Annotated in this window: 22 protein-coding genes; 1 reads left to right on the forward strand and 21 read right to left on the reverse strand. The window is 70.6% G+C overall.

Annotated features, from left to right (window positions below; genetic code table 11):
* Positions 1-4: 4 nt before the first annotated feature.
* The 18 genes from CDN99_RS03765 to CDN99_RS03850 form a co-directional block, all read right to left on the reverse strand.
* Positions 5-1,186, reverse strand: a complete 1,182-nt coding sequence (locus CDN99_RS03765) for a glycosyltransferase (RefSeq protein WP_158218744.1) — start codon at positions 1,184-1,186, stop codon at positions 5-7.
* 92 nt (positions 1,187-1,278) lie between these two features.
* Positions 1,279-2,676, reverse strand: coding sequence for a glycosyltransferase (locus CDN99_RS03770; RefSeq protein ID WP_088382735.1), 1,398 nt, complete (start codon positions 2,674-2,676; stop codon positions 1,279-1,281).
* Entirely contained in the window at positions 2,673-3,734 is a 1,062-nt protein-coding gene (locus CDN99_RS03775; RefSeq protein ID WP_158218745.1) for a glycosyltransferase, read from the reverse strand. Before CDN99_RS03775 ends, CDN99_RS03770 begins: the two co-directional genes overlap by 4 nt.
* A 29-nt stretch (positions 3,735-3,763) precedes the next feature.
* Complete coding sequence (locus CDN99_RS03780) at positions 3,764-4,705, reverse strand: glycosyltransferase family 2 protein (protein WP_088382737.1); 942 nt, start codon at positions 4,703-4,705, stop codon at positions 3,764-3,766.
* Between the two features lie 115 nt (positions 4,706-4,820).
* Positions 4,821-5,669 (reverse strand): WecB/TagA/CpsF family glycosyltransferase, encoded by an 849-nt coding sequence (locus CDN99_RS03785; protein WP_088382738.1) that lies wholly within the window; start codon positions 5,667-5,669, stop codon positions 4,821-4,823.
* Between the two features lie 16 nt (positions 5,670-5,685).
* The gene (locus tag CDN99_RS03790; RefSeq protein ID WP_238139344.1) at positions 5,686-6,894 is read right to left on the reverse strand and encodes a glycosyltransferase family 2 protein; all 1,209 of its coding nucleotides are present in this window, start codon (positions 6,892-6,894) and stop codon (positions 5,686-5,688) included.
* Positions 6,887-8,164, reverse strand: a complete 1,278-nt coding sequence (locus CDN99_RS03795) for a glycosyltransferase family 4 protein (protein WP_088383384.1) — start codon at positions 8,162-8,164, stop codon at positions 6,887-6,889. Before CDN99_RS03795 ends, CDN99_RS03790 begins: the two co-directional genes overlap by 8 nt.
* A 71-nt stretch (positions 8,165-8,235) precedes the next feature.
* Positions 8,236-9,708 (reverse strand): Atrophin-1 multi-domain protein, encoded by a 1,473-nt coding sequence (locus CDN99_RS03800; RefSeq protein WP_088382739.1) that lies wholly within the window; start codon positions 9,706-9,708, stop codon positions 8,236-8,238.
* Positions 9,705-10,358, reverse strand: a complete 654-nt coding sequence (locus CDN99_RS03805; protein ID WP_088382740.1) for a serine acetyltransferase — start codon at positions 10,356-10,358, stop codon at positions 9,705-9,707. The genes CDN99_RS03800 and CDN99_RS03805 overlap by 4 nt, the downstream gene beginning before the upstream one ends.
* Positions 10,355-12,010 (reverse strand): Atrophin-1 multi-domain protein, encoded by a 1,656-nt coding sequence (locus CDN99_RS03810; protein ID WP_238139345.1) that lies wholly within the window; start codon positions 12,008-12,010, stop codon positions 10,355-10,357. The genes CDN99_RS03805 and CDN99_RS03810 overlap by 4 nt, the downstream gene beginning before the upstream one ends.
* Position 12,011: 1 nt before the next feature.
* A complete protein-coding gene (locus tag CDN99_RS03815) occupies positions 12,012-13,058 on the reverse strand; it encodes an acyltransferase family protein (RefSeq protein ID WP_088382741.1) in 1,047 nt (348 codons plus the stop codon).
* A complete protein-coding gene (locus CDN99_RS03820; protein ID WP_088382742.1) occupies positions 13,055-14,602 on the reverse strand; it encodes an O-antigen ligase family protein in 1,548 nt (515 codons plus the stop codon). The genes CDN99_RS03815 and CDN99_RS03820 overlap by 4 nt, the downstream gene beginning before the upstream one ends.
* Positions 14,603-14,613: 11 nt before the next feature.
* On the reverse strand, positions 14,614-15,399 hold the full coding sequence (locus CDN99_RS03825) for an exosortase C-terminal domain/associated protein EpsI (RefSeq protein ID WP_088382743.1): 786 nt from the start codon (positions 15,397-15,399) through the stop codon (positions 14,614-14,616).
* A complete protein-coding gene (gene xrtB, locus CDN99_RS03830) occupies positions 15,396-16,316 on the reverse strand; it encodes an exosortase B (protein WP_088382744.1) in 921 nt (306 codons plus the stop codon). Before xrtB ends, CDN99_RS03825 begins: the two co-directional genes overlap by 4 nt.
* A 229-nt stretch (positions 16,317-16,545) precedes the next feature.
* On the reverse strand, positions 16,546-17,457 hold the full coding sequence (locus tag CDN99_RS03835) for a polysaccharide biosynthesis tyrosine autokinase (RefSeq protein ID WP_088382745.1): 912 nt from the start codon (positions 17,455-17,457) through the stop codon (positions 16,546-16,548).
* Positions 17,457-18,869, reverse strand: a complete 1,413-nt coding sequence (epsF, locus tag CDN99_RS03840; RefSeq protein WP_088383388.1) for a chain length determinant protein EpsF — start codon at positions 18,867-18,869, stop codon at positions 17,457-17,459. The genes CDN99_RS03835 and epsF overlap by 1 nt, the downstream gene beginning before the upstream one ends.
* A gap of 40 nt (positions 18,870-18,909) precedes the next feature.
* Positions 18,910-19,776, reverse strand: a complete 867-nt coding sequence (gene epsE / locus CDN99_RS03845; RefSeq protein WP_202820217.1) for a polysaccharide export protein EpsE — start codon at positions 19,774-19,776, stop codon at positions 18,910-18,912.
* Positions 19,776-20,756 (reverse strand): EpsD family peptidyl-prolyl cis-trans isomerase, encoded by a 981-nt coding sequence (locus CDN99_RS03850; RefSeq protein WP_088382747.1) that lies wholly within the window; start codon positions 20,754-20,756, stop codon positions 19,776-19,778. The genes epsE and CDN99_RS03850 overlap by 1 nt, the downstream gene beginning before the upstream one ends.
* 307 nt (positions 20,757-21,063) lie before the next feature.
* On the opposite strand from CDN99_RS03850, the gene CDN99_RS28030 reads away from it, so the two are divergent.
* Positions 21,064-21,570 (forward strand): hypothetical protein, encoded by a 507-nt coding sequence (locus CDN99_RS28030; RefSeq protein ID WP_141100615.1) that lies wholly within the window; start codon positions 21,064-21,066, stop codon positions 21,568-21,570.
* 67 nt (positions 21,571-21,637) lie between these two features.
* On the opposite strand, the gene ubiE is transcribed toward CDN99_RS28030, so the two are convergent.
* The 3 genes from ubiE to CDN99_RS03870 all read right to left on the reverse strand — a co-directional run bounded on the left by ubiE (position 21,638) and on the right by CDN99_RS03870 (position 24,874).
* Positions 21,638-22,369, reverse strand: a complete 732-nt coding sequence (gene ubiE / locus CDN99_RS03860) for a bifunctional demethylmenaquinone methyltransferase/2-methoxy-6-polyprenyl-1,4-benzoquinol methylase UbiE (RefSeq protein WP_088382749.1) — start codon at positions 22,367-22,369, stop codon at positions 21,638-21,640.
* Between the two features lie 42 nt (positions 22,370-22,411).
* Positions 22,412-22,846, reverse strand: a complete 435-nt coding sequence (locus tag CDN99_RS03865; protein WP_088382750.1) for a gamma-butyrobetaine hydroxylase family protein — start codon at positions 22,844-22,846, stop codon at positions 22,412-22,414.
* Between the two features lie 222 nt (positions 22,847-23,068).
* Positions 23,069-24,874, reverse strand: coding sequence for a S8 family peptidase (locus CDN99_RS03870; protein WP_088382751.1), 1,806 nt, complete (start codon positions 24,872-24,874; stop codon positions 23,069-23,071).
* Positions 24,875-25,216 lie beyond the last annotated feature (342 nt).

Here is a 25,216-nt window from a genome sequence, read left to right on the forward strand (position 1 = left end):
CCGCTCAAACGGCACCTCCTTCGGCTCGCATGGTGTAGAAGTGCTCTAGCCTGCTGTTGCATGACGCCAGTGGAAAGCGCTCCTCAACGAAGGCGCGCGCGGCGCGTCCCATGCGCGAGGTGCGCGTTGGGTCGCCCAGCAGCTCGCAGAGCTGCGAGGCCAAGGTTGCGCGGTCGCCCTCGTCAAAGGCAAAGCCGGTCTCGCCGTGCACCAGCCCCTCGTCCCTGCCGCCGACGGCGGACGTCAGCACGGGCACGCCGCAGGCCTGCGCCTCCAGCAAGACGAGACCAAACCCTTCGGCATCGCCGCTACGAGCAACAACACTCGGCAGACAGAAGGCGTAGGCCTGCCCCATCAGGTCGCGCACGACTGCGCTGGGCTGCGCGCCGAGAAAGTCGACCGGCACGGCGAGCTCATGGGCCCGGGCCTCATGCTGCGCGCGCAGCGGCCCGTCACCGACAACCTTCACCCGCGCCTGCGGAAACCGCGCATGAACTTCGGCCATGGCATCGATCAGCACGTCCAACCCCTTCTTCTCGACCAGCCTCCCCACGAAGAGCACATGCTGCGGGCGTTCGCCGGCTGGGGTGGCGGCCACCTGGAACGCGTCCGTATCGACGCCAATGTGAAGCGTCGTTATCTTGTCCTCGGGCAGTCGATAGACGTCGATCGCACGACGCCGCACGGCCTCGGACACGGCGATGAACGACACCTGCGAATCGGTCGCCATGGCACGCAGGCGCGTCGGATAGTCCCGCATCGCCTCGCCGCCCAGCCCGTCTTCCCACCACTGCGGATGAGTCTGGATGTCGTACCCGTGCAAAGTGACCACCACCGGCAGACGGAGCGGCGCAAGCCATTGCCACGCCGCCACTGCATCAGTCCCGAAATGGACGTGAGCCAACTCCGGCCGTGTTCCGCCCTCCTCCGGCGCCATCAGCGCGCGCAGCGCCGCCGGCAGCGGCCAGCCCAGCCGGCGGTACAGCCGCCAGCGCCAGCGGTCGGCGGTGCCGGTCGGCGTCAGGTCCAGCAGCCGATGCCGCAGCCCGTCCAGCGGCAGGCCCTTCGGGCTCAGCCGCTGCCCCACCAGCGTGGCCTGCCAGTCCTTCAGTTGCAGCGCCTGCTGCTTCACGAAGGTCTCGGACAGGGGCAGCAATTCGTCGCGGATCACGAGGACACGTCTCAAGAGTCTTTCCCTTTGCTCGATGCTTGGTCGCGCGCGCGCCGCGCCGGCCCGGTCCTGGACCGGGTCGGCGCGCGTGGCGGTGTCGATGGTGTTCAGGCGGGGTCTCCCAGCGAGGCGGACGCCGCGGAGGTCGTCGCCGATGGGGTCGCTGTGGTCGCCGCGGCCGTTCCGGCCGGTGGGGTCGACGCACCGGCCGACGCGGCTTGCGGCGCCGACGCCGACATGCCGCCCTGCGTCGACGTCGCCGCGGTCGTCAGGACCGCCTCGACCGCGCGCGCGAAGCCCTGGAAGGAGAACCGCTCCCCGGCCGACCGGGCGCCATGCCGGCCCAGGTCCAGGCCCGCCTGCGGCGCGGCCAGCAGGTCGGCGCACTGCCGCGCGAAGCTGTCCTCGTCGGCCGCCTCGAAGAGCCCTTCCAGGCCCTCGAAACCCTTGGCCGCATGCGGCGTGACGACGCAGCAGCGGCCGTAGACCAGCGCCTCGATCACCTTGATGTTGGTGCCGCCGCCCTGGAAGATCGGCGCGACCGCGAAGAGCGCGCGCTCGTAGTACGGCGGCAGTTCCGGCACGCGGCCGTGCAGCACCACGCCGGGCACCGCGGCCCAACGCGCCGCCACGTCCGCGTCCACCAGCTTGCCGACCAGGTCCAGTTGCGCACGCGGGAAACGCTCGCGCAGCCGCGGCCAGACGCGCGTCACGAACCAGTCGAAGCCGAGCAGGTTGGGCCGGTAGTCGAAGGCCGCCACGCCGATCACGTGCAGCTTGCCGTCGTCTCCGGCCACATGGCGCAGCGGCTCGGCCGGCGCCGGATAGTTGGCGAAGGGGATGTTGGGCAACTCGCGCAGGTCGGGCCGCGCCAGCCGCCGCGCGTCGCGCGCCTTCGCGACCCAGCCGCCGGCCATGCGGCGCAGCAGCGCGCGCTGCGCCTGCTCGTAGCTGGCGGCGATCCGGCGGTAGTAGGCCTGGAGCCAGCCGGGGCCGGCCTCGTCGGCGCGGCTCTGCCAGACCTCGGATTCGAGGTCGTCCACGTCCAGCCAGGTCGGCAGCCGCGCGGGCACGTCGGCCTGCACCAGCGGCCACAGGTAGCGGCCGACGGCGAAGTCATAACGTCCCTGGTCGATCACCGCGCCGAGCCGCGCCGCCATGCGCCGGCTGCGGAACAGCGTCGTGCGGCTGCCCAGCAGCCAGCGCGTCAGGCGCAGCACGTTGACGGCGATCGGCCCGTAGCCGAAGTCCAGCCGGCGCAGCGTGAAGGTGCCCGGATGCGGCTCGACGATCTCCTTCAGCCCGAAGTCGCGGCGCAGCACCGCCAGCGCCTCGTCGGTCGGCCGCCGCGCGCTGACCAGCACCGTGTCGACCTCGCCCAGCCGGCGCAGCGCCTGGTACAGCAGGAAGCTGCGCTGCGCGCCGCCGGAGTCGGCCGGGAACGGCGCGACCGGCGTGACGAAGAGGATGCGTGGCGTGCCCGTCATGACATGCGGCCCGGTCATTCGAAGCGGCTCTTCAGCCCGATCAGATAGCGCTCCGCCTGGCTGCGGTAGGAGCCCATGCCCAGGTAATAGCCGAGGTCCGCCAGTTGCGTCACCCAACCGATGTCGCCGCGTCGGCGCATCGCGCGGTAGCGCAGGAATCGCCCCAGGCCGCGCCGGTAGCAGCGCCAGCGCGACAGGCTGAAGTCGGGCGGCACCGAGCCGTCGACGATCAGGTAGTTGTCCGCCGGCGAATGGGCCTTCAGATGGGCCGTCGTGGCGCCGGCCAGGAAGTAGTACTCGTAGATGTAGGCCGCGCTCTGGCGCGCCGGCGGGATGATGTGGTGCACCGCGGAGCCGGGCACCCACCAGCCGGTCGCGCCGGCCTTCATCATCCGGTAGATGGCGTCGACCTCCTCGCCCAGCCGCTTGTGCGTCGGGGAGACGCCCAGCGCCGGGTCGTACATCGCCTGGCGCTGCTCGGCGGCGCGGACCGCGTAGTTGGCGCCATACGGCACGCGGTTGCCCTTGAAGCCGAGCGGCACTTCCCCGTCGCCCAGGTCGCGGTAGGCCATCGGGCTGGCGATCGGCACGGCCAGGTGATGCTCGACGAACCACGCCGGCGCGCCGCCGCCCTCCAGCCGCGGCAACACCCGGCCGCCGAAGACCGCCGCCTCCGGATGGCGCCGGAACGCCTCCGCGTAGGACGCCAGCCAGCGCGGGTCGATCACCACGTCATCGTCGGTCCAGCACAGGTAACGGCCGCGCGCCGCGCGCACGCCGCGGTTGCGCGCGTTGGACAGGCCCGGCGTGTCCTCGCGGCAATAGCGCACCGGCAGCCGTCCCGCGAAGGACCGGATGACGTCCGCCGTGTCGTCGGTGCTGCCGTTGTCGACGACCAGCAGCTCCCACGCCAGGCCGGCGGGCACATCCATCGCGGCCGCCGACTCGAGCACCGAGGCCAGTTGCCGCGCACGGTTGCGGGTGCAGATGACGACGCTGACGTCGAGGTCGGTCGGCGTCATGTCGAGGCCGTTCGGTACAGGGCTCGGGGTCATCGCTGGGCTGGATTCGTTCACGATCGTTCTCTCGTTCATTCGCGCGGCGCTCAGGACCGCACCGCGTGCTTGAGCCGCGACAGCGCGACGTAACACGCGCGCGGCACCAGGCTGAGCACGCTCAGCCGCAGCTTCTCGCGCCGGAAGGTCTCCGTCCGCGTCTCGCGCAGCAACTGCCGCCCCACCGCCGCGTCACCCCAGCGGATCTGGTGATGCGCGTGCAGCAGGCGGAAGAAGTTCTTGAACTCCTCGGCCTCGCGGCGCTCGTCGGCACGCCCCGGATGCTGCGCCAGCCAGCGGTCGATCGTGTCGAAGAACACGTACCGCGCCGGCGGCGCATGGGTGTTGAGCGCGCGGTTGGTCGCGTCGTTGAAGTACATCCCGCCGGGCCGCGCATCGAAGACGATGGGGCCCTGGAACAGCAGCCGCAGCCAGGTGTCGATGTCCTCGCCCAGCCGCACGCCCTCGGGGAAGCCGCCCGCCGCCAGCAGCGCGTCGCGCCGCACCGCGACGGACGACGAGAACACCGGCGAGCCGTGCTTGCCGATGCGGAAATACGCCAGCGGATCCAGCAGCTGCGACGGCGCGCGCGCCGGATCCACGCCCAGCGAGCGCGCGCCGCTGGGCGCCACGATCTCGTAATTCATCGCCACCGCGACCGCGCCCGGATGGCGCTCGGCCAGCGCCGCGACGTTCTGCAGGAAGTCGGGCTCCCACGCGTCGTCCGCGTCGAGGAAGGCGATCAGCGGCGCGCGCGACAGCGCCACGCCGCGATTGCGCGCCACCGACACGCCGCCGTTGGGCTGGCGCTCCAGCCGTACCCGCGGATCGGCATACGCCTGCACCACCGCCGCGCCACCGTCCCTGGAGCCGTCGTCCACGACGATCAGCTCGAAGTCCCGATGGCCTTGCGCCAGCACCGAATCGATGGCGCGGGCGATGTGCCGCTCCTTGTCGTAGAGCGGAATCACCACGCTGATCAAGCTGCCCACGTCAGGCCCTCCACTTCCCTGCGGTTCCGGTCGGAGGACGTGTCTGCCGGTCGTCCTGTCCTGCTGTGCTCGCTGCCTGCGCGGGCCGTCTGCGCGGCCATGAGCGCCCTTGCCATCACGGCGCCGCCGCCGGGCGGTGACGCGCCAGCCGCGCCCGCCACAGCAGGCCGACCGCGAACGGGATCCCGTCCACCAGGTACCGCCGCGCCAGCCGGCCCGGCTCCTGCACCAGGCGGTGCACCCACTCCAGTCCCGAGCGCTGCATCCAGCCCGGCGCCCGCTTCACGTCGCCGGCGACGAAGCTGAAGCTCACGCCCACGCCCAGGTACCAGGCGCGCGGCGCCAGCGGCCGCAGCCGGGCGATGAGCTTCTCCTGCTTGGGCGAGCCCAGGCCGATGAACACGATGTGCGGCCGCCAGTCCACGAGCAGGCGCTCGATGCGCGCCATCTCCGCCGGCTGCTGCTCGAAGCCCAGCGGCGGGCACAGGCAACGTACCGCGCCGCCGCCGTGCTGGCCGTCCTCGCCGGGCGTCAGCTTGGCGGCGGCGGCTTCGGCCGCGCCCTCGTTGCCGCCGATCAACACGATGCGCAGGTCCGCCGCATGCGCCTGACGCGTCAGTTGCACGAACAGGTCGGCCCCGGTCAGCCGCGCCGGCAGCGGCGTGCCCTGCAACTGGCTGGCCCAGACGATGGGGCGGCCGTCGGCGGTGAAGACGGTGGCCGTGTCCACCAGCGCGCGGAACGCGGCGTCCACGCGCCAGCGGCGCAGGATGTCGATGTTGGGCGTCACCACCCAGCCGCCGCGGCCGGCACGGGCCTCGGTCACGATGTGATCGGTCAGCTGCGGCACCGTGGCGGCGACGAAGGGCAGCCCGTCGACGCGGACCGTCGGCAGCGCGGCCGGCGCCGAGGGCGGCGGGGTCGCGGCGCCGCGCGCGGCATCGAGGGAGGGCATGTCGGTCATCGCGTTCGAATCCTTCTCAGATGTCTCGTTTCGTGCGGACCCAGTCCACCTGCCGCTTGAACACGAAGCGCAGGTACAGCGGGATCTTCGTCAGCAGCAGGAAGGGCGCGCCGCACAGCTCGCCCAGGCCGATCAGGTCGCCGGCCCAGCGCCAGCGGGCGACCAGGATGGCCGCGGCGATCATCAGCACCGCCAGCAGCGCCACCACGAAGGGCGCGGCCCAGCCCAGCGCGATCGCCAGCACCGCCGTCACCAGCGTCCAGCCGACCAGCCCCATCGCCAGCAGCGCCAGCGGCGGCACCAGCATGTCCAGCACCTGCAGCAACTGCGCGCCGCGACCGGGGCGCAGCGATCGCCACAGCAGCCGCGGGCCTTCACCGAAGAGCATCGCCAGGTGGCCGTGCTCCCAGCGCGTGCGCTGGCTGGCCTCGCCTTCCTTGCTGTTGGCGAAGACGCTGGTCACCCGCGCGTCCTCGCACAGCAGCGGCGGCGCGCCCAATTGCGCGAGGCGCACGCCCAGCTGCATGTCCTCCGCCAGATGCCCGCTGGCCAGCGGCGCCTGCACCGCGACGTCCCATGGGAAGGCCATGCCGGTGCCGTAGAGGCCGCAGGGCAGGCCCAGTTGGTGCATGCCGCGCGGCCGCACCAGGTTCTTGACGCGCATCGCGAATTCCGCGATCCGCGCCTTCAGGCTGCCGTTGGCCGCCTCCATCAGGTAGGTCGCCTGCACCGGCCGGCCGGTGCCGTGCGCCACCGCGGCGATGCGCGGCAGCAGCTTGGGGCCGAGCATGCAGTCCGCGTCCAGCACCACGACGACATCGGGCGCGCGGCCCTCCTTCAGCGCCAGTTGCTCGAGCGCGCGCACGCCGTGATCCAACGCGTAGCCCTTGCCGCGCTCGGTCGCGTGGACGCGCTCGACGACGGTGACGTCGAACTCGCGCGCCTGCGCCGCCGTGTCATCGGTGCAGTTGTCCGCCACCACCAGCACCCGATCCTGCGGGCCGAGCTGCGCCAGCGCCTGCATCAGCGTCGGCCGCAGCCCGCGGCCCTCGTTGTGCGCCGGCATGATCACGGCGATCCGGCCCGGGCGCTGCATCTCCGGCAGCGTGCGGTCGGGCAGCAGCGACAGCAGCACCTGCGCCAGCAACAGCAGCGCCGGCACCATCAGCGCCAGGCTGACCAGCAGCAGCAGCGTCCACGCCAGTCCGAGCATCAGTTCAGGCATGCGCGCCCTCCCCGGCCTTCTTGCCCGCCGCCTTGCCGGCGGCATGGGGCGCCGCCTCGGGCTCGGACGTCGCCGCGTACTCGCGGAACAGCGCCGCCAGCTTGGCCGCCTCGCGGTCGACGTCGTGCCGCAGCAGCGCCGCGGCGCGGGCCTGCCGGCCGACGCCCGCCAGCGTCTCGTCGTCCAGCCGCAGGCAAGCGAGCATCGCCTCGGCCAGCGCGTCGGGATCGCCTGCGGGCAGCAGCCAGCCGTTCTCGCCGTCGCGGATGAGCTCCGGAATACCGGCGATGCAGGTGCTGACGCAAGGCCGGCCCAGCGCCATCGCTTCCATGATCACGACCGGCAGCCCCTCGGCGAAGCTGGCCAGCACCAGCGCCCGCGACGCCAGCAGCTCCTGCCGCACCGTGTCGCTGGAGATCCAGCCGGTGATGCGCACGTTGCGCTGCAGGCCGTGGTGGGCGATGCGCTGCTCGATCGTCGCGCGCAGCTCGCCATCGCCGGCCAGCACCAGCTCGAAGTCCGGCATCTGCCGGGCGACCTGGGCGGCGGCCTCGATCAGCAGCAGGTGCCCCTTCTGCTCGGACATGCGGCCGATGCAGATCAGCCGCCGGCCGCGCGGCGGCGGCGCGTCGACGCGGTGGAAGTCCGGATCCACGCCGCAATGGACGATGCGGATCTTGGGCCACTCGGTGTACGCGACCCAGCGCGACAGCTGGCTGCGGCAGAACGAGGTGATCGCCGCGACGAAGCGCGCGCGCCGGATCTTCTCGCCCAGGTGCAGGAAGTCGGGCCGGTCGAACTCCTCGGGGCCGTGGACCGTCATGCTGTAGCCGGGACCGCCCAGCGCCTCGATCAGCAGGCCGACCTCGGCCGGGTTGGTCCCGAAATGGACGTGCAGATGCCGGACGCCCGCGGCGCGCAGCACCGGCACCGCGGCGCAGGCCTCCATCAGGTAGACCAGGTGGAAGGGCCAGGGCTTGTCGGCCCGCCGACTCATGCGCAGCGCCAGCTTCAGTGCCGACCAGAACCGGCCCGGCGCGCGCAGCGCCTGCGTCAGCGTCGCCTTCAGCAGCGCGCCGACGCCGTCGCGCAGCAGGTAGTGCGTGCGGGCCTTCTCGGCCTGGTCGACCGGATCGGGCGCGTCGTCGTCCCAGCCGCGGATGGCCATGCGGAACACCTCGATGCCATGCTGCTCCACCGCCAGGATCTCGCGGCGGATGAAGGTGTGGCTGACCTTGGGGTAGTGATTGACCAGATAACCGATGCGCAGGCGGCCCGCCTGCGGCACGGCCGGCGAGGCGGACGGGGCGGCGGCCCGCGGCGGGGTCGGGACGGCGTGGCTCATTCGGCGAGCGCCAGCAGTTCGCCGCCGGCCCAGGCCTCGCCGTCGGCGGTGGCGCGCACCACCAGCCGCGCGCCGGCGTAGCGCTCCGGCCAGCGGAAGGTGACGCTCTTGCCATCGACCAGCTCGCCGGTGTCGACGGCGGCGGATCCTCCACCGGACCGGAGCTGCAGCCGCAGCGTGGCGTTGCCGGCACGGGCGGTCAGGCGGCAGTTCTGGCCCGGCTTGGGCTTGGCCCAGTAGACGCCGGTGATGGCGCGGTCCGCGCTGCCGCTGACGGCATCGCCGGCGCGCGCGTCGCTCAGCACCACGGCCTGCTTCCAGGTGTCGTAGCGGGCGCGCGCGTCGCCGCGCTCGCTCTTCCACTGGCCGCGCATCGAGAGCACGTTCATCGGCGCCGCCAGGTCGACGGGCCGGCCGTGGCCGTCCACCCACGAGGCCACCGACGTCACCTGCCGCAGGCCGGCGCGGATGCGGTCCAGGTCGCTGGCGACCTGGTTGTTCCAGCCGCCCATCGGATGCAGGCGCACCGGCGTGCCGATCTCGGCGTAGATCACGAACGGCGTGCCGGTGTTGCGGTCCACGACATAGGCGCCGTAGGTCTTCAGCGTCTCGGCCACCTTGCGCAGCTTCAGGTCGCTGAGCTGGCGGACGTCGAATTGCGGCGGCAGCATCAGCAGCGCGCCTTCGGGAATGGTGCCCTTGTTGCGCTCGGGCGAGTTGTCCGCCGAGGTCGCCGGGAAGACGTAGTTGGGCCGCGCCTGCAGCGCCGAGAACGTCAGCGACATCGCCAGCGCGTGCCGGAACATCGTGTCGCCGTCGTCGTATTCGTGGCGGCGGATCACGCCGCCCATGGTCGGCACGCCGGCCGCGCGCGCGCCCTGGAAGTAGTGCGCGGGGTCGCCCCAGCCGCGGCCGTCCAGGCGCGACCAGGCGTACTGCTGCGCGCGCCAGTCGTCGTCGCCGATGCGCTTGAGCATGAAGAACGAATGGATGATGCCGGTCTGCGTGTCCACCACGTCGAGGTGGCCGTCGGAGCCCTTGGACGGCATCGCCGCCTGGGGCCAGCGCGGGATGACGATCTCGCTCTGGTGCGCCTCGGCGTCGGGGTCCCAGACGCCCGGCTGGCCGGGCAGGCCGCGCACGCGCTGCGGCTTGTCGTCGGGGCCGCAGACGAAGACGCCGGTGGACCAGGTGCCGTTCTCGATGGTCGGGTAGTAGTCGTCCTTGGGGACCTTGGCCTCGCCCAGCACGGGATCGACCGGGCGCGAGTTCCACGGCGACCGCGCCGAGAACGGCCGCTCCGGCGTGCCGAAGCGCAGCCGGCGCTGCTGCGCGTCGGCGCCCGACGCGGCGCGCTCGCCGGCCTCGTCCAGCGCCGCGGCGACGGGCATCAGCCACGGCGTCGCGCTGCCGGCCGCCAGGCCCAGCCCCGCGCCGCACCAGCGGCGTCGATTCCAAAAGCTCGTCACGTCGGCGTTCCTTCCAGGGTCTTGTCGTCCGCCGGTCCGCCCGAAGACGTTTCCTCGGACCGGGGCGCCCCAAGGGGCAAGATGCGTGCCGGGTTGCCCACGGCGGTCGCGCCCGGCGGCACGTCGCGCAGCACCACCGCCATCGCGCCGACCTTGCAGCCGGCGCCCAGCCGCACGCCGCCCAGCACCTGCGCGTAGGCGCCCAGTTCGACGCCGTCCTCCAGCACCGGGCACGGGCCGTCGTCGACCCGGTTGCCCAGCGTCACGCCCTGGCGCAGGGTGCAGTTCGCGCCGATGACGGTGGCGGGATTGATGAAGATGCCACCGAAATGCCAGATCCGCAGTCCCGCGCCCACGCGACACTCCTTGGGCAGGCTGATGCCGGTGAGCGTCTCCACCCACCGGAACAGCAGCCAGTAGAGCGAGGTCCGCCAGCGCCGCCCGAAACCGGCCGGCCGCGCGTCCACCGCCCGCCCGAAGCGGTAGACGCGGATCGCCCACAGCGCCTGCGACCGGCGCAACGCCCGACGCCCACCGTTGCGGGCGAGGTCGGCGGCCCAGTCCGCGTGCGGATCCTCCCGACGCGCATCAGGCGCGTCACCGGCGACGGCCAGGCCGTCCACGGGGCTGCGGGCGTGGCCGTCCGTCATTTCATCAGCACCTTTCCGGAGGTCTGCGTCAGCGGCTGGTTGGAGATCAAGGTCCCGCCCACCGTCGACTGCGTGCCGGCCGCGCCGCTGTAGGCGTAGAGCGCGGTGCGCAGCGCTGCGCCATCGGGCCAGGCGAAGTCCACGCTGGCGCCGTCGGCCAGTTCGCCGCTGTCGAAGAGGCGCGCCCCGGCGCTGCTGTACAGCTGCAACTTCAGCCGCCCGCCGCCGGTGGCACGCGCGGTCAGCCGGTAGGACACCCCGGCCACCGGCTTGGCCCACGCCACCGAGCTGATCACCCGGCTGCTGTAGTTGACCTGCACCACGTCGGCCGAGGCCGCCGGGAACACCACCGCCTGCTTCCAGGTGTCGAAGACGCCGATCGGCGAGCCGCGCTGCGGCGACCACTGGCCGCGCATCGACAGCAGGTTCAGGCGCTGCTCCGGGATCACCGGCTGGCCGTTGCCGTCCTGCCAGCCGGACACGTTCGTGACCTGGCGCAGCGCCTGGCGGATGCGGTCGAGCTGGGTGGCGGTCTCGTTGTCCCAGCCGCCGGGCATCAGGTTGAAATTGCTGCCGTTCTCGACGTAGATCACGTACGGCGTGCCGGTGTTGCGGTCGACGACATAGGCGCCGTAGCGCTTGAGCGTCTCGGCGACCTTGCGCAGCTTGAGGCTCTGGATGGACGAGGTGTCGAAGTCCGGCGGCAGCATCACCAGCGCGCCCTGCGGGATGCCGCCGGTGTTGGTGCTGGCGGCGTTGGCGTCGGCCGAGGTGGCGGGGAAGATGTAGGGCGTGGCCGCGCTCAGGCCGTTGAAGGTCAGCGACATCGCCAGCGCGTGGCGGTAGTACGGCAAGCCGTCGTCGATCTCGCTCTTGCGGATGATGCCGCCTATCGCCGGCACGCCGACGGCGCGCGCGCCCATGTAGTAGTGGGCCGGCTCGCCGAAACCCCGGCCCGCCAGCGGCGCCCAGGCGTACTGCGCGGCGCGCCATTGGCCGCCGGTGTCCTGCCGCAGCTGGAAGAACGAGTGCACGATGCCCATGGCCTCGTCGACGATGTCGGCATGGCCGTCGGAGCCCGAGGCCGGCATCACGCCGGCCGGCCAGCGCGGGATGGTGACGGTGGGCCGGTAGGCCTCCATGTCGGGGTCCCAGACGCCCTGCTGCCCGGCGAGCGGATAGACCGTCACCGCCGTGTCGGTCACGGCGGCCTTGAAGGCGCCGGTGGACCAGGTGCCCTCGGCCAGCGTCGGGTAGTACTGCGAGGTCGGGATCACGAAGCTGCCCAGCACCGGATCGACGGGCAGCAGGTTCCATGGCGAGTACGCCGCGAACGGCGCGCCGAAGGTGCCGTAGGCGGGCGCCGGCACGGTGGGCGGCGCGGTCTGCGCCGCGGTCTCGCCGGTGGGCATCGTCAGCAGCGCGCCGGCCACGACCAGCGTGACGGCCGCGGTCCGGGTGGCGGACCCTGCGAGGGTTCTCGTGGCGGCGCCCGCGAGCGCACTCGCGGGCCTGGCCGACGCTGGAACGACGGGGCGCGGTCGTCGTCGGGCCGCCGCGCGGGACGCGCCGGGGATCGACGCCATGAACGGGGGGGCGAGCAGGACGCTCTCGACACGATGCCGGGAGCGGACGAGTGATGACAGCTTCATCTCATACCTCCTTCAGCCGCCGGCCGCGCCCTGCCCCGATGCGCTTGGCCAGCTCATTGAAGCGCCGCTCGATCTGGAAGGTCGAGACGTGCGCGATGCCGAAGACCACCAGCAACAGCAGCGGCCGCTTGAGGTATTTCGTCCAGAGGTCGCCGCTTCCCAGCCAGGTGGCCGCCAGGGGCAGATGCCACACGTACAGGGCATAGGACACGGAGGCGATGTAGGCAAACGCGGGGCCCCCCAGGCGCACCGACAGCCAGTGCCGCGGCTGCATCAGCAGCGCGCCCACGAATGCGGCGGCGGCGTAGGGCCGCAGGAAGCTCAGCGGATAGACGCTGTGGGACGACACCAGGCTGCACGCCAGCAGCACCGCCAGCGTCAGCGGCACGGCGCCCGGGCGCCCCAGCGCGGTGCGCAATGTCCCGACATGGCGCGATTGCAGCAGCAGGGCCAGGCAGGCGCCGGCCAGCAGGTCGTCGGCGCGGAACCAGGTGATGCTGCCGGTCGTCGACAGGTTGATGACGCGCAGCGCGGTGATCCCCAGCAGCAGCGCCGGGAACAGCCACCAGATCGCGCGCACCCGCAGCCACAGCAGGATCGCGGCCAGCAGATAGAACTGGACCTCGACGCACAGGCTCCAGAAATGGTCGATCGGCCACACCAGCCGCTGCGGCGGCAGGTTGGCGTAGAAGAACAGGTAGCTCAGCGCCGTGTCCACCGACACCGGCATGAACCACCACACCACCGCCAGGCAGATCCATGCCGCGGGGATGACGCGCAGCAGGCGCCGCGCGACGAAGTTGCCCACCGGCGGCCGCTTGAGCAGCTGCTGCGTGATCAGGAAACCCGACAGGATGAAGAACAGGGCCATGCCGAACATGCCCAGCGAATCGTTCAGCGAATGGCCCACGACGCGCAGCGGGAACAGATGCGTCCACAGCACCGCCAGGATGCTGACGGCGCGCACGCCGTCCAGGACCGGCTGGCGGCCCGCGGCCTCGGGTCCCGCGGCGGGGCCGGCGATGGCGGGCTCCGCCGCGCGCGTCATCGCACCTGCCCCCCGGTCAGGCGCGCACGCGCCGGCGCGGGCAGCGGCTCGGACGGCGGCGGCGCCTCGGCCAGCGCCTCGGGCGGCCGGTACTTGCTCGGACGGATGCCCCAGGGCCGCGCCTTGCGGGGCTCGCCGGCGCCGGCCAGGCGGCAGGCCAGCGCGCAGATCGCGCCCATCGTCAGCCAGAAGTACCAGTTGTAGATCAGGTAGGCCAGCATGTTGTCGGACATGGAGACCAGGAAGTTGGCCCCCAGCAGCGACAGGCCGATCACCGTCAGCAGCCGGCGCTGCCCGTACAGCGCCAGGATCATGCGCGCGGTGCGGTAGTACACCCACAGGAACGAGGCCAGGCCGATGGCGCCGAGCTCGAAGAACACCTGCACCGACGCGCTGTGCGCGCCCCAATGCGTGCGGCCCGCCATCGAGAAGAAGGTGGTGGACAGCTCGGAGAAGGACTCGGCGCCGTAGCCGATCAGGTAACGCGACGGCGACATCCACTCGATCGCCTCCGTCCACAGCAGCTTGCGCCACGCGAAGGAGTTGAGCTTGGCGTACTGCACCACCTCGTTGCCCTCGGCCAGGCCCATGACGCGGTCGCGCACCTCGGGCACCAGCATGGCCAGCATGCCGCCGATGACGAGGTAGACGAGGTAGCGCCGCTCCTGCATCACGCCGAAGACGGCGAAGACCAGCAGCACCGACATCCAGGCACTGCGCGTCTTGGTCGCGAACAGCAGCCCGGTCAGCAGCAGCATGTAGCCCACCACCCCGATCAGGGTGACGGGCTGGCGGCCGATCTGGCCGCTCTTCCAGCGATAGAGGATCACACCCAAACACAACACCAGGTAGAACGCCAGGATGTTGGCGTGGGGGAAAGGCCCGCCGTAACGCGAGGCACCTTCCTCAAGGCCGTCCACGATACCGGCCGTGCGCCCCAGCCCGATGTAAATCAGGGTAACCAATGCCACAGGCACCGAGGACCATGTGACCAGCTTGAGCAACCTGTTCAGATCCGCTTCCGACATCACCAGGTAGAAGCTGACCAGGAACAGCGCCACCACCGACAACTGGCCGAGGTACAGGCGCAGCGCCTGCACCTTGTCGGGCGAGTACAGCAGGCCCACGCCCGCCATCACGGTGAACGGGATCCAGATCATCCAGGCGCTGCGCGGCACGCGCTTCGGGTCGCGCGCGATGATCAGCGCGGCCAGCAGGATCACCAGCGCGTTGAGCAGGCCGCCCAGGCCCCCGATGCCGGGCAGGCGGGTCTCCTCGAAGACCGGATTGGTGCCGGCGCGCAGCAGCAGCACCACCATCAGGAAGGCCTCGCGGCTGTAGACGAACAGGAAGCCCGTCAGCAGCAGCAGCGGCAGCACGGCCAGCAGCACCGGCTTGTCGGGCGCCATGCTGCCCACCATCACCGTCAGGTAGCCGATCGCCACCGCGCCGGCGCTCAGGCCGGCCAGGGCCGTCCAGGACGCGCCCTCCATGCCGGCGCTCCAGTGCCGCCAGCCTTGCATCGCCCATCGGAACACGCGCACCGCCCGACTCCTCACCGCACCAGCAGGGTCCGCGTGCCGGCCGGCACCGCGGCGACCAGCTCGCTCAGGAAGGACGCCATCAGCGCCTGCGACTGCGCCTCGGCGCCGGGTTGCGCCAGCCGCTGCGAGGCGCGCACCAGCATGCCGTCGGGGATGCGGCCGCGGAAGCCCTCGTTCAGGATGTACCAGCGCGCGGCCATGCCGTCGCCGCCGTACATGTCGCCGATGCGGATCCAGTAGCGCACGGCCTCGTAGCCGCCGCCGCGGGCCTCGGTCAGCAGCTCGACCGAGGGGACCGGCTGCGCGCGCGCGGAGGTCGGGATGGCCGGGCCGTCCGCCGCCTTGCGGATCGAGTACCCCTGCGCCGGATAACAGACCTCGGGCCGATGCACCTTGACGTCCTGCCGCTGGCGCTCGCCCCAGGCCAGCGCCAGCATGATCTGCTCGCCCTTGCCGTTGACGTAGGTCCGCATCACGGTCTGGTCGTAGGGCTGCTCCTGCACGGTCTCCACGCCCTGCGACACGTCGACCTGCGTCCGCGCGTCCTGGATCATGCGCCAGTCCCCGAAGCTCGCCGGCACCGTCGCCTCCAGGCTGCTGGGCGCGCCCTGCATCGCCTGCAGGCGCGGCGTGGCCAGCCAGGCCGCGCCCACGGCCACCAGCATCAGCGCGACGCCGCCGACACAGACGCCCAGCGGCAGGCGCGGCAGCCTGTTCGTCGATAGCGACGAGGGCGGCATGGGAGACGACGACGGCGGCACCGGCGCGCCGGCGGGGGGAACGGGACGGGGACTCATGCGATCTCCTTGCCGCGCCAGCGGGCCCAGCGCAGCGACAGGCCGCGCAGCAGGCCGTCGACGACGACGATCAGCATCAACGCGGTGAGGAACAACGCCATGCCGGAGAACTCGTGCATGAAGCCCTGCCCGACGTCGTCGCCCAGGTGGTACGTGAGCAGCGCCAGGATCAGGATGCGGATGACGTTGGAGCAATAGGAGATGGGCACGATCAGGATGGCCAGGGTGATGTTGCGGAACACCGATTCATGGCGCACCACGTTCATGTACAGCAGGCCCAGCGCCTCGAGCGTGAACAGCGAGTTCAGGCCCGCGCAGGCATCGGCCACCATCAGCTGATACGGGCCGACCTGCAGGATCACGCCGGCCCGCGCGACCGGATAGCCGAGCGCGAACATCAGTTGCTCCGCGCCCCAGGACGCCGCCAGCTTCATCGGCTGCGTGATCACGTCGACGACCGACGCCGGCAGCGGCACCGCGAACAGCAGCAGGAAAAACGCGAACCAGTAGCGCCGCGCAATCGCCGGCCCGACCAGGATCAGCGCCAGGCCCAGCAGCACCGGCAGCAGCGAGCCCATCTCCAGCAGGGCTAGCGACTGCGAGCGTCCCAGCACATAGACGGCCAGGCCGAGCACCAGCACCGACCAGCCGGCGACCGGCGCGGGATGCGGCTGGAAGGGCTCGCCCTGCCCGACCAGGCGGCGGGTCTGGAAGTAGAAGTACCAGGCCGACAGCGCCAGCACGATCGGGCCGTGGGAGTTGCGGTCGCCGCGCCAGGGTCCGTGGATGAAGTCGATGATCGTGGGCACGTACAGCGCCAGCAGCCCGACCGCCAGCAGCAGCAGCGCCTTGCGGTTGGCGGCCCAGAAACCCGGCCCCAGCCGATTCGGAGCCCTGGCGAAGAGATTGCGCGACATCACTTTCACTGCGATCCCTGCTCAAGCGTGAAGACTACCGGTGTCCTGCCGCCCTGTGCCGACAGGCCCGCCCCGGCGCCCCGATCGCCACGATCAGGGCGCAATCGAACGTCGAAGGCCGTGCGAGACGGCGCGTGAGGCCAGGCGCGAAGCGGAGCGATGCCGGGGGCATTGCGAGCACTCGCAACGACGCCGCACGCGCCGTCTCGCGCGGCAGGCGACGTTCGATTCAATATTGGTTCATGACGGTGCCGATCAACGTCGTGTTGACGCCGTCGAGGCTGTCGGTCAATTCCTGCAGCGCGACCACGCGCGACTGGTTCTGGCGCGCCAGCACCAGCGCCGCGCCGCAGCGCGCCGCGACGATCGCCGCGTCCGCGCCGTACTGGCCGGCCGAGGTGTCGACGATCACGTGATCGAACTTGCCGGCCAGCTCGCGCATCAACATGCCGAAGGCGGGCCGCTCCAGCAGCTCCACCGGATTGGGCGGCACCGCCCCGACCGGCAGCACGAACAGGCTGTTCAGGCCCTCGACCTGCTGGATCACGCGCGGCTCACTGCGTCCCGACAGGATGGAGGACAGGCCGGCCTGGTTGTTGATGTCGAAGATGTCGTGCTGACGCGGGCGGCGCAGGTCGGCATCGACCAGCAGCGTGCGTCCGCCGAGCTGCGCCAGCGTCACCGCCAGGTTGGCCGTGAAGTAGCTCTTCCCGTCCAGCGAATCGGGGCTGATCACGGCCAGCGCGCGGCGCGCTTCGCCCTCGCGGTAGAGCCGCATCATGATCTGGCTGCGGATCGCCCGGAACACTTCCGCCTGCGACGAGAACGGCTGGTTCAGCGCCACCAGCTCGGGGCTGCGCGTCTTGCGCTCGTTGGGCGCGTAGGGGTAGTGGAACTGCTTGGAGAGCGCCTCCAGCACGTCCTCGGCATTGGCGTAACCCAGCGCCACGGCAGCCTCGCCGAAGCGGATGCCGCGCTCGCGCTGGTACTGCAGCACGCGCTCGACCTGGTCGGCGCTGAGGTTGCGGGTCTCGGCGATGATCGCGCCGATCGAGCGGTCGTGCAGGCCGCCCGCGGGTTTGGTCGAGCTGTCCACGGGTTTGCTGTGCGCAGGGGAAATGGGTTCCTTCAGATCCGACATCAGGCGGCTCCTCGACTCGTGGCGTGGCCCAGCAGCCGGCGCTCGGCCGACGGCAGCGCGTTGTACTGGCGCTTGCCGGGCGCGGGCAGCACGCCCAGCATCGGCAGCGGCAGCACCGCCATCACGTCGTCGGCATCACGCACCTTGCGGTCGCGCAGTTCCAGCAGCAAGGCGATGCCGATCGCAAGAATCAGGCCGGCGACGAAGGCCAGGCCCGTGTTCAGGCCGACGCGCGGCGAGGCCGGCGCGCGCGGCGGCGTCGCCTCGGTCAGCAGGTTGACGTTGCTCTGCGTGGCCTGGCTTTCCAGGCTGGTCTGGTTCAGGCGCGTGGTGATGTTCTCGTAGGCGCGCTGGGCGCTTTCGGCCTCGCGCATCAGGCCGCCGGCGTCGTCGCGGGCCTGCTTGAGCTTGGCGACCTTCTCGCGCTGGGCGTCGAGCTGGGCGCGGGTCTCGGCCTCGCGCTGGCGGTTGATGCTGTTGGTCACGCCGACCGCGCCGGTCACGCGCCTCATCTCGGCGTTGAGCTTGGAGCGGGTGTCGGCGACCGAGGCCTTGGCCTCGATCACTTGCGGGTGGTTGTCCCCGTAGCGGGTGCTGAGCTGCTGCAGTTGCGCCTCGGCGCGGCTGAGGTCGGCCTTGAGCTGCGACACCACCGGATTGGCCAGCACGTCGGGCAGTTGCTCCGCGCCGCGGGCGGCGGCGCCCTGGCGGCTGCCGGACTCGGACGACAGGCCCTGCAGGTTGACCAGTTGCGAGGACAGCTCGGACAGCCGCGCGGTCTCGATGTCCATGCGCTCGTCGCTGGCCAGGATGCCGTGCTCCCGTTCATAGGCGGACAGCTTGGCGCGGGCGGCGTCCAGCTTCTCCAGCGCGGTCTTGGCCTGCTGGTCGAAGTAGCCGGCGTACTGGCGCGCGGGCTCCACGCGCAGGTCCAGCGTGGTGGCGATGTAGGCCTTCACGAAGGCATTGGCCATCGTAGCGGCCACCTGCGGCGCGGGCGACTTGTAGGTCACCATCAGCACGTTGCTTTCCTTGGACGGCTTCACTTCCATGTTGCCGCGCAGGCCCTCGGCCAGCCATTGCTCCATCGTGCCTTCCAGGCCCTGGTCCTGCCACTGCTGGCGCAGCTCGGGCACCTCGGTCAGGCGCAGGTCGCGCACGACGCGCAACGCGACGCGATCGCTGGCGATCACGTCGACCTGCGTGTTCATGTAGGCCGGCGAGGCCAGGCCCGGATAGATCAGCGCGGAGACCGGATCGGGCTTGGCGTCGATCACCACCGACGCGGTCGCGATGTAGCGCTTGGGCAGCACCAGGCTCACGCCCAGGGCGGTCAGCGTGGTCAGCAGGACCACGAGCAGCACCAGCGACCAGCGGGCGCGGACGATGGACATCAATTTGCTGGGCGTCACCATGCACTCCTTTGCCGGGCCGGGAGCCCGGCTTCAAACATCAGAACAGGCTCTCGCGCACGAAGATCACGTCGCCGCCTTGCAGGGACTCGTCCATCGCGGGCTTGAGCTCCTGCACCTTGCCGTCGGAGCCCTTGCGATGCACGCGGATGCCGCGCTCGGTGCCGCGCAGCGTCAGGCCACCGCCGGCCGCCAGGCCCTGCAGCAGCGTCATGCCGCGCTCCAGGCGGATCTGGCCGGGGCGCTGGACCTCGCCGTAGATGTAGATCATCGGGAAGCGGTCGACCCAGAGCACGTCGCCGTTCTGGACGATCAGGTCCTGCTCGCGACCGTTCGGACCGAACAGCGTCGGCAGGTCGATCTCCAGGCGGAAGGCCTTGCCCGCGCGGGTGCCGGTCAGCACCAGCAGGTCGCCGCCGGTGGTGGCCACGCCACGGGCGTTGGCCAGCAGGTCGGTCAGGTGCGTGTCGGCCACTTCCAGCGGATAACGGCCGGGCTGGTTCACCTGGCCCAGCACGCTGGCCTGGTTGCCGGTGACCTTCAGCACCAGGATCGTCACCTGCGGCTGCTTGACGAAGTTGCCCTTGCGCAGCCCGTCGGCGATGCGGTTCTCGGCCTCGCTGATGGACAGCCCGCCCACGCGCACCGCGCCCAGCAGCGGGAAGCTGATGGTGCCGGCCTCGGTGACGCGGGTCTCCAGCGTCATGTCCGGGTTCTGGAAGACGGTGATCTTGATCGCGTCGCCCGATCCCAGGCGGTACTCGGCGGCGGCGCCGGTGACGTTGCCGACCGGCGCGGGCTGCGCGCCGGGGGCGGCCGCGCGCGGCGCGGTCTGCGCCAGCGCGCCGGTGGAGACGGCCAGCGCCAGCAAGGCGGCGGCGAGGATCGGGAAGCGACGCTGATTCATCATTTGATTCCTAGGCCCTTCGAAAGTGCGGAGTTGTCCATCGGGCCGCTGGCGGCGCCGAGGGGGGTGTCGGAGGCGGCCGGCAATGCCGGCGTGGTCGAGGCCGGCGCGGACGCGGCGCCCTCGGCGAACTTGCCGACGTACTCGATCCGGGCGTTCTCGCGCATCGCCTTGATGTCCTTGGCGACCAGTTCCGAGCGGCGCTGGTTCAACAGGAACAGCTCGATGGACGGGCGCGCCTGCGCCTCGGTGGCGGGCTGGCTCTGCGAGCCGGCCAGGTAGAGCACGGTCAGGCCGGTCGGATTGCCGTTCAGGATGAACTGGCCGTCCTTCAGGCGCGAGATCGCGTCCAGGTTGTTGAGCGGGATCTGTTCCGCCGAGCGGACCAGTTGAGTGCCGACGAAGCGGAAGCCGCCGGCCTTGAGCCCTTCGAGGAATTGCGGCAGGGTCTTGGCGTCCTGCAGCTGCGTCCGGATGCTGTCGTATTGCTCCGGCTTGGCCTCGATGTTGATTTCCTGCAAGTTGTAGATGCGACGCTCGGCAAAAAGTGCCGGCTTGTCGGCGTAGTACTGCTTGATTTCCTGCTCGGTGGGCTTGGTGGCCGTCTCGCCGAGGTGCTCAGCATAGGCCCTGGCGATGATCTCGCGCTTGGCGGTTTCGATCTGTTGCACCACCCGCGGATCGCGGTCGAGCTTGAGGTCCTGGGCCTTCTGCACGGCCAGTTCCTGGTCGATCAGGCGCTCCAGGATCTGGCGCGACGCCGCGTCGACCTGCTCGGGCTTGATGTTGGGCTGGCGTTGCAGCACGAAGTTGATCTGATGAACGGTGATCTCTTCCTTGTTCACCTTGGCCGCGGTTTGCGACGCCTTGGCGCCGCTGCCGCCGCCACAGGCGACGAGGGCGACGGCGGTCACGACGGCGGCGCTCAGGCCGGCCAGACGAACTGTGGTGCAGCGGACCTGCGTCCTCTTCAAATTCATGGTTTCGACCTTCGTTGTTCTGACGATCCAGGGCCCCTCTGGAGGGGCCCGCCGCGCTCTTGCGAGCGGCGAGTGTAGCCCTGCACCATGTCGGCGAACCCTCATTCCAAGGGGTTCCCGACCCCTCCATCCCGAGTTCGAAGGGGTCCATAGCAAGAATGGGTCCCGGGCCCGCCGCACCCCGCACGCCGGCCCCCACGAACGAGGGGGACCCGATCTGTAAAGACCGCGTCAGAACGTCAGCGAGACGGTTCGCTTGGGTTGTCAGACGCCAGTCCGAAAGCGTCAAAGGGTCAATCGACACCCCATGAAATCGGATGCCGCGTCAGATGAACCTTGGTTCAATTTCGGGCATGCGGTGGGAACGGATCTTCGATGCGGCGGACAGGATGCGGGGACGGCGCCGACGGGTTGCGGACCTGTGCCGTCGCTATGCGCGGATTGCCAGCAAGCAATCCTTTCGCCGACAGCGAAACAGCGCGATGCCTATGGCCGGTTCATGCACGCGCTTTCCGTGGCCTCGTTGGTCGGCGCCGCCACGGCATGGTCGACCTCGTCCGTTCTGCTGTTCTGGGACATTGCGCGTCTGCTGACGCTGGTCGTTCTCGCGGCCGTACTGTTTTTTCAGTGGAGCTCTGGTGAGCAAAGGAGAAGACTGATGGATGTGATCTTCATACTCGTGGTGGGTTTCGGCCTTGCCATCGGCTTCGGCATCATTGCCGTGCGTGCCGAGGAAGAAAAGGATCGTCGTCGCCAGGCGGCGAGCGCGGCGGCCTCGGGGGGCAAACCGGATGAGGCCGCCTCCTCGGCGTGAATGACCGCCCCAACGACAAGGGCCCCGATCCGGGGCCCTGGTTTCTCTCACGGCGACCCGTGTCACCTCAACACTTGATCCCCGCGTGCAGCGCCACGACGCCGCCCGTCAGGTTGTGCACGTCCACGTGCCCGAAGCCGGCCGTCTTCATCATCTGCTTGAGCTCGGCCTGCGGCGGATGCATGCGGATGGACTCGGCCAGGTAGCGGTAGCTGTCGGCGTCCCCGGCGATCATCGATCCCAGGCGCGGCAGGATCTTGAAGGAGTACCAGTCATACGGCTTGCGCAGCGGCGCCGCCACCTGCGAGAACTCCAGCACCAGCAATCGCCCGCCCGGGCGCAGCACGCGGCACATCTCCGCCAGCGCGCGGTCCTTGTGCGTCATGTTGCGCAGGCCGAAGGCGACGCAGACGAGGTCGAAGCTGTTGTCCTTGTAGGGCAGTTGCTCCGCGTCGCAAAGGTTGGTGGGCAGCACCAGCCCCTCGTCGATCAGGCGCTCGCGGCCGGTGCGCAGCATCGCCTCGTTGATGTCGGTGTGCACGACCATGCCGCGCTCGCCGACCTTCTTCGCGAAGGCGCGGGCCATGTCGCCGGTGCCGCCGGCGATGTCGAGCACGCGGTCGCCCGGCTTCAGGTTGGCCACCGCCAACGTGTAGAGCTTCCATGCGCGATGCATGCCCATGGACATGAGGTCGTTCATCACGTCGTAGCGCGACGCGACCGAGTCGAACACGCCGCGCACGCGCTTGGCCTTGGCGTTCTCTTCGACGGTCTCGAAACCGAAATGGGTGGAGCTCATGGTGGGGTCCTGCTAATTGGGGGAGCGGCGCGCGCGGCGTGGTCAGTGGCTGCCGCAGCTGCCGCCGCCGTGGTCGTGCTTGCCGGCGTTCTTGCCCGGCATCGGCGCGTCCCGGTCGAGACCGGCGGCGGCGAGCTTCGCCAGGTAGTCCTGCATCAGCGCCTCCTGGTCGCGGCCCAACTGGTAGAGATAGGCCCACGTGAACAGGCCGCTCTCATGACCGTCGGAGAACAGCGGCTGCAGGGCGTAATGGCCGACCTGCTGGACCGCCACGATGGCCACGTCGCGCTTGCCGGTCTGCAGCGTCTCCTGGCCGGGGCCGTGCCCTTGCACCTCGGCCGACGGGCTGCACACGCGCATCAGCTCGAACGGGATGCGGAAGCGGGCGCCGTCGTTGAAGGCGAGCTCCAGCACCTTGGACTGCTGGTGCACGACGATGTCGGTGGGGAGCGGGGTGCTGGGGTCGATGCCGGCCATGGAACGAGGGCGCGCCGGAGGGCGGGCGCCGGAACACGCGGGAAGGGCCGCAGTGTAGCGGGACCCGGCCGCCCCGCCCCGCCGCACGGACCTGGCGCGGGCTCATCACGAAAGCAAAAAAAATCCCGCCAGCTTTCACCGGCGGGATTCAACGGGAGCCCCGTTCGGGCCCAGGACTCCCGGCTTACCAAACGAGGAGAGTGGCAAGAACTAAGGGGCTCCTCACCAGCTCAGCGCCAGCGTGTAGTTGCCGGTGCCGCCGGAGTAATAGGTGACGCGCACGTACAGGGTGATCGAGGACGAGCCGCTGTTGACGTACGAGAAGCTGTCGACCGCGCCGGCGGCGTTGGTGCTGGAGGCCACCTGGCTGCCGCCGCTGTTGTACAGATACAGGTCGTAGTCCTTGCCGCTGGGCGGCGTCAGCGTCGCCACGAGCGTCTTGCCGGCCGGCAGGGTGACCTTGTAGTAGTCGGTGTCGGTGGTGCTGGAGATGCTGCCGTTGACGGTGCCGACCGCGCTGATCGTCTGGGGCGCGGAGATGCTGTTGTTGGGCTCCACCTCGGTGATGGTGGTGCCGCCGCCGCCGCCCAGGATCGCGGTGACCGCCGCGTTCGCGTCCAGCAGACCGGTGCCGCACTGGTTGCACACCCCCGGGAAGGCCCGGGCGCTGCTCTTGAGCGCGGCCGTGATCTGGTCCGGCGTGGCGGTGGGCTTGACGCTGTACATCAGCGCCGCGACACCGGCCACGTGCGGCGCGGCCATCGACGTGCCCTGGTAGTAGGCGTAGTTGTCCGCGCCCGGCGTGGTCGTGCCGGCGTTCAGCGTCGACAGGATGCCGTTGCTGGCGCTGGAGCGCACGTCGCCGCCCGGCGCGGCCAGGGCCACGAGGGCGCCGTAGTTGGAGTAATACGCCCGCGCGCCGAAGCGGTCCGTCGCCGCGATGGCGACGACGCCCGAGCAGCTGGCCGGGCTGAAGCCGGAGGCGTTGGCGTTGGAGTTGCCGGCCGCCACGATCACGCTGGCGCCGCGGGAGCGGGCCCCGTTGACCGCCGTCTGCGTGGTCGTGTCGCAGGCGCCGCCGCCGCCCAGGGACAGGTTCAGCACCTTGGCCGGCGTGGCGTTGGCCGGCACGCCGGAGACGGTGCCGCCCGAGGCCCAGGTGATGCCGTCGGCGATGTCGGACGTGTAGCCGCCGCAGCGGCCCAGCACGCGCACCGGCTGCACCTTGGCGTTGAAGGCGATGCCCGCCACGCCCAGCGAGTTGTTGGTCTTGGCGGCGATGGTGCCGGCCACGTGCGTGCCGTGCCAGCTGGAGTTCTCCGCCGGCTCGCCGGCGCCGCACTGGCCCGCGGCGGCCCAGTCGCCGGGGTCGGACGGATCGTTGTCACGGCCGTTGCCGTCCACCGAGACCGCCGTGTCCGCGATCATGTCGTAGCCGGCGACGATCTGGCCGGACAGGTCGGCATGCGGCCGGTAGCCGGTGTCGATCACCGCCACCACCACGCCGGTGCCCGTCGCCTGGTCCCAGGCGGCCGGGGCGCGGATGCCGGCGGTGGCTTCGTACAGGTCCCATTGGGAGCTGTAGTTCGTGTCATTGGGCGTCATCAAGGCGTACATCTTGCGGTCGGGCTCGACGTACTCGACGTTGGCGTCGGCAGCCTTGATCTGGTCGCCGAGCTGGCGCAGTTGCTGCACCGACAGCTGGCGGTCCAGCCGGAAGACGTGGGCGCCGGTGCCCATCTGGCGCACCAGCGTCATGCGGGCGCCCAGCGGGGCGGCCAGTTGCTGCAGCCGCTCGGTGCGGGCGCCGAGGGCGTCGCTGGCGACGGACTGGGCCTGCACGGCGGCGCCCATGCGCTGCTGCACGACGGTGCTGCCGTCCTTGTACTTCACGATCAGACGATCGGTCTGCTCGCTCAGGGGCCGCTGAGCCTTGTCGACATCCACCGACGAGACGCCCGCGTGGGCAACGCCCATCGTGGCGAGACTCAGAACCAGCGCACGGCTGAGCTTGTTCAAACGCAACATGCTGTGATCTCCAGAGTTATCGAACGGCACCGGGTACCGGTGTCCCAACTGCCCAACGCCCTGGCGCGTTGGCACCTCTGGCGGGGCTTCGGCCACCGGACCCTTCCGATGGCTTGCGGTCCAGTTTAGGAAGCCGTCACAGCGACGGATCGCCCACCTGAAAGACCTGACAGGAAGGAATACACCTATAACTTTCTTGTATGAAAACGTAGATTTCCGTCCACCTATCGCCCATTCAGGTCTGCTAACGCCCTGATTCGTAAGGTTTGCGCACGTTTTGCGCAGCTGCGCGAACGGCGTGCCCGGGGTGTCAGAAGGCATGCACGGGAGAGCGCCGATGGC

This window comes from Roseateles aquatilis, assembly GCF_002205645.1.
In the GTDB taxonomy this organism is placed as follows: Bacteria; Pseudomonadota; Gammaproteobacteria; order Burkholderiales; family Burkholderiaceae_C; genus Roseateles; species Roseateles aquatilis.

Coding starts and splice junctions, on each gene's coding strand:
- ubiE (WP_088382749.1), bottom strand. CDS start 22,369: ATGAGCTCCACCCATTTCGGTTTCGAGACCGTCGAAGAGAACGCCAAG.
- CDN99_RS03865 (WP_088382750.1), bottom strand. CDS start 22,846: ATGGCCGGCATCGACCCCAGCACCCCGCTCCCCACCGACATCGTCGTG.
- CDN99_RS03810 (WP_238139345.1), bottom strand. CDS start 12,010: ATGAAGCTGTCATCACTCGTCCGCTCCCGGCATCGTGTCGAGAGCGTC.
- CDN99_RS03850 (WP_088382747.1), bottom strand. CDS start 20,756: ATGAATTTGAAGAGGACGCAGGTCCGCTGCACCACAGTTCGTCTGGCC.
- epsE (WP_202820217.1), bottom strand. CDS start 19,776: ATGAATCAGCGTCGCTTCCCGATCCTCGCCGCCGCCTTGCTGGCGCTG.
- CDN99_RS03835 (WP_088382745.1), bottom strand. CDS start 17,457: ATGTCGGATCTGAAGGAACCCATTTCCCCTGCGCACAGCAAACCCGTG.
- CDN99_RS28030 (WP_141100615.1), top strand. CDS start 21,064: ATGAAATCGGATGCCGCGTCAGATGAACCTTGGTTCAATTTCGGGCAT.
- CDN99_RS03790 (WP_238139344.1), bottom strand. CDS start 6,894: ATGCCTGAACTGATGCTCGGACTGGCGTGGACGCTGCTGCTGCTGGTC.
- CDN99_RS03805 (WP_088382740.1), bottom strand. CDS start 10,358: ATGACGGACGGCCACGCCCGCAGCCCCGTGGACGGCCTGGCCGTCGCC.
- xrtB (WP_088382744.1), bottom strand. CDS start 16,316: ATGTCGCGCAATCTCTTCGCCAGGGCTCCGAATCGGCTGGGGCCGGGT.
- CDN99_RS03815 (WP_088382741.1), bottom strand. CDS start 13,058: ATGACGCGCGCGGCGGAGCCCGCCATCGCCGGCCCCGCCGCGGGACCC.
- CDN99_RS03785 (WP_088382738.1), bottom strand. CDS start 5,669: ATGACCGACATGCCCTCCCTCGATGCCGCGCGCGGCGCCGCGACCCCG.
- CDN99_RS03770 (WP_088382735.1), bottom strand. CDS start 2,676: ATGACCGGGCCGCATGTCATGACGGGCACGCCACGCATCCTCTTCGTC.
- CDN99_RS03870 (WP_088382751.1), bottom strand. CDS start 24,874: ATGTTGCGTTTGAACAAGCTCAGCCGTGCGCTGGTTCTGAGTCTCGCC.
- CDN99_RS03825 (WP_088382743.1), bottom strand. CDS start 15,399: ATGAGTCCCCGTCCCGTTCCCCCCGCCGGCGCGCCGGTGCCGCCGTCG.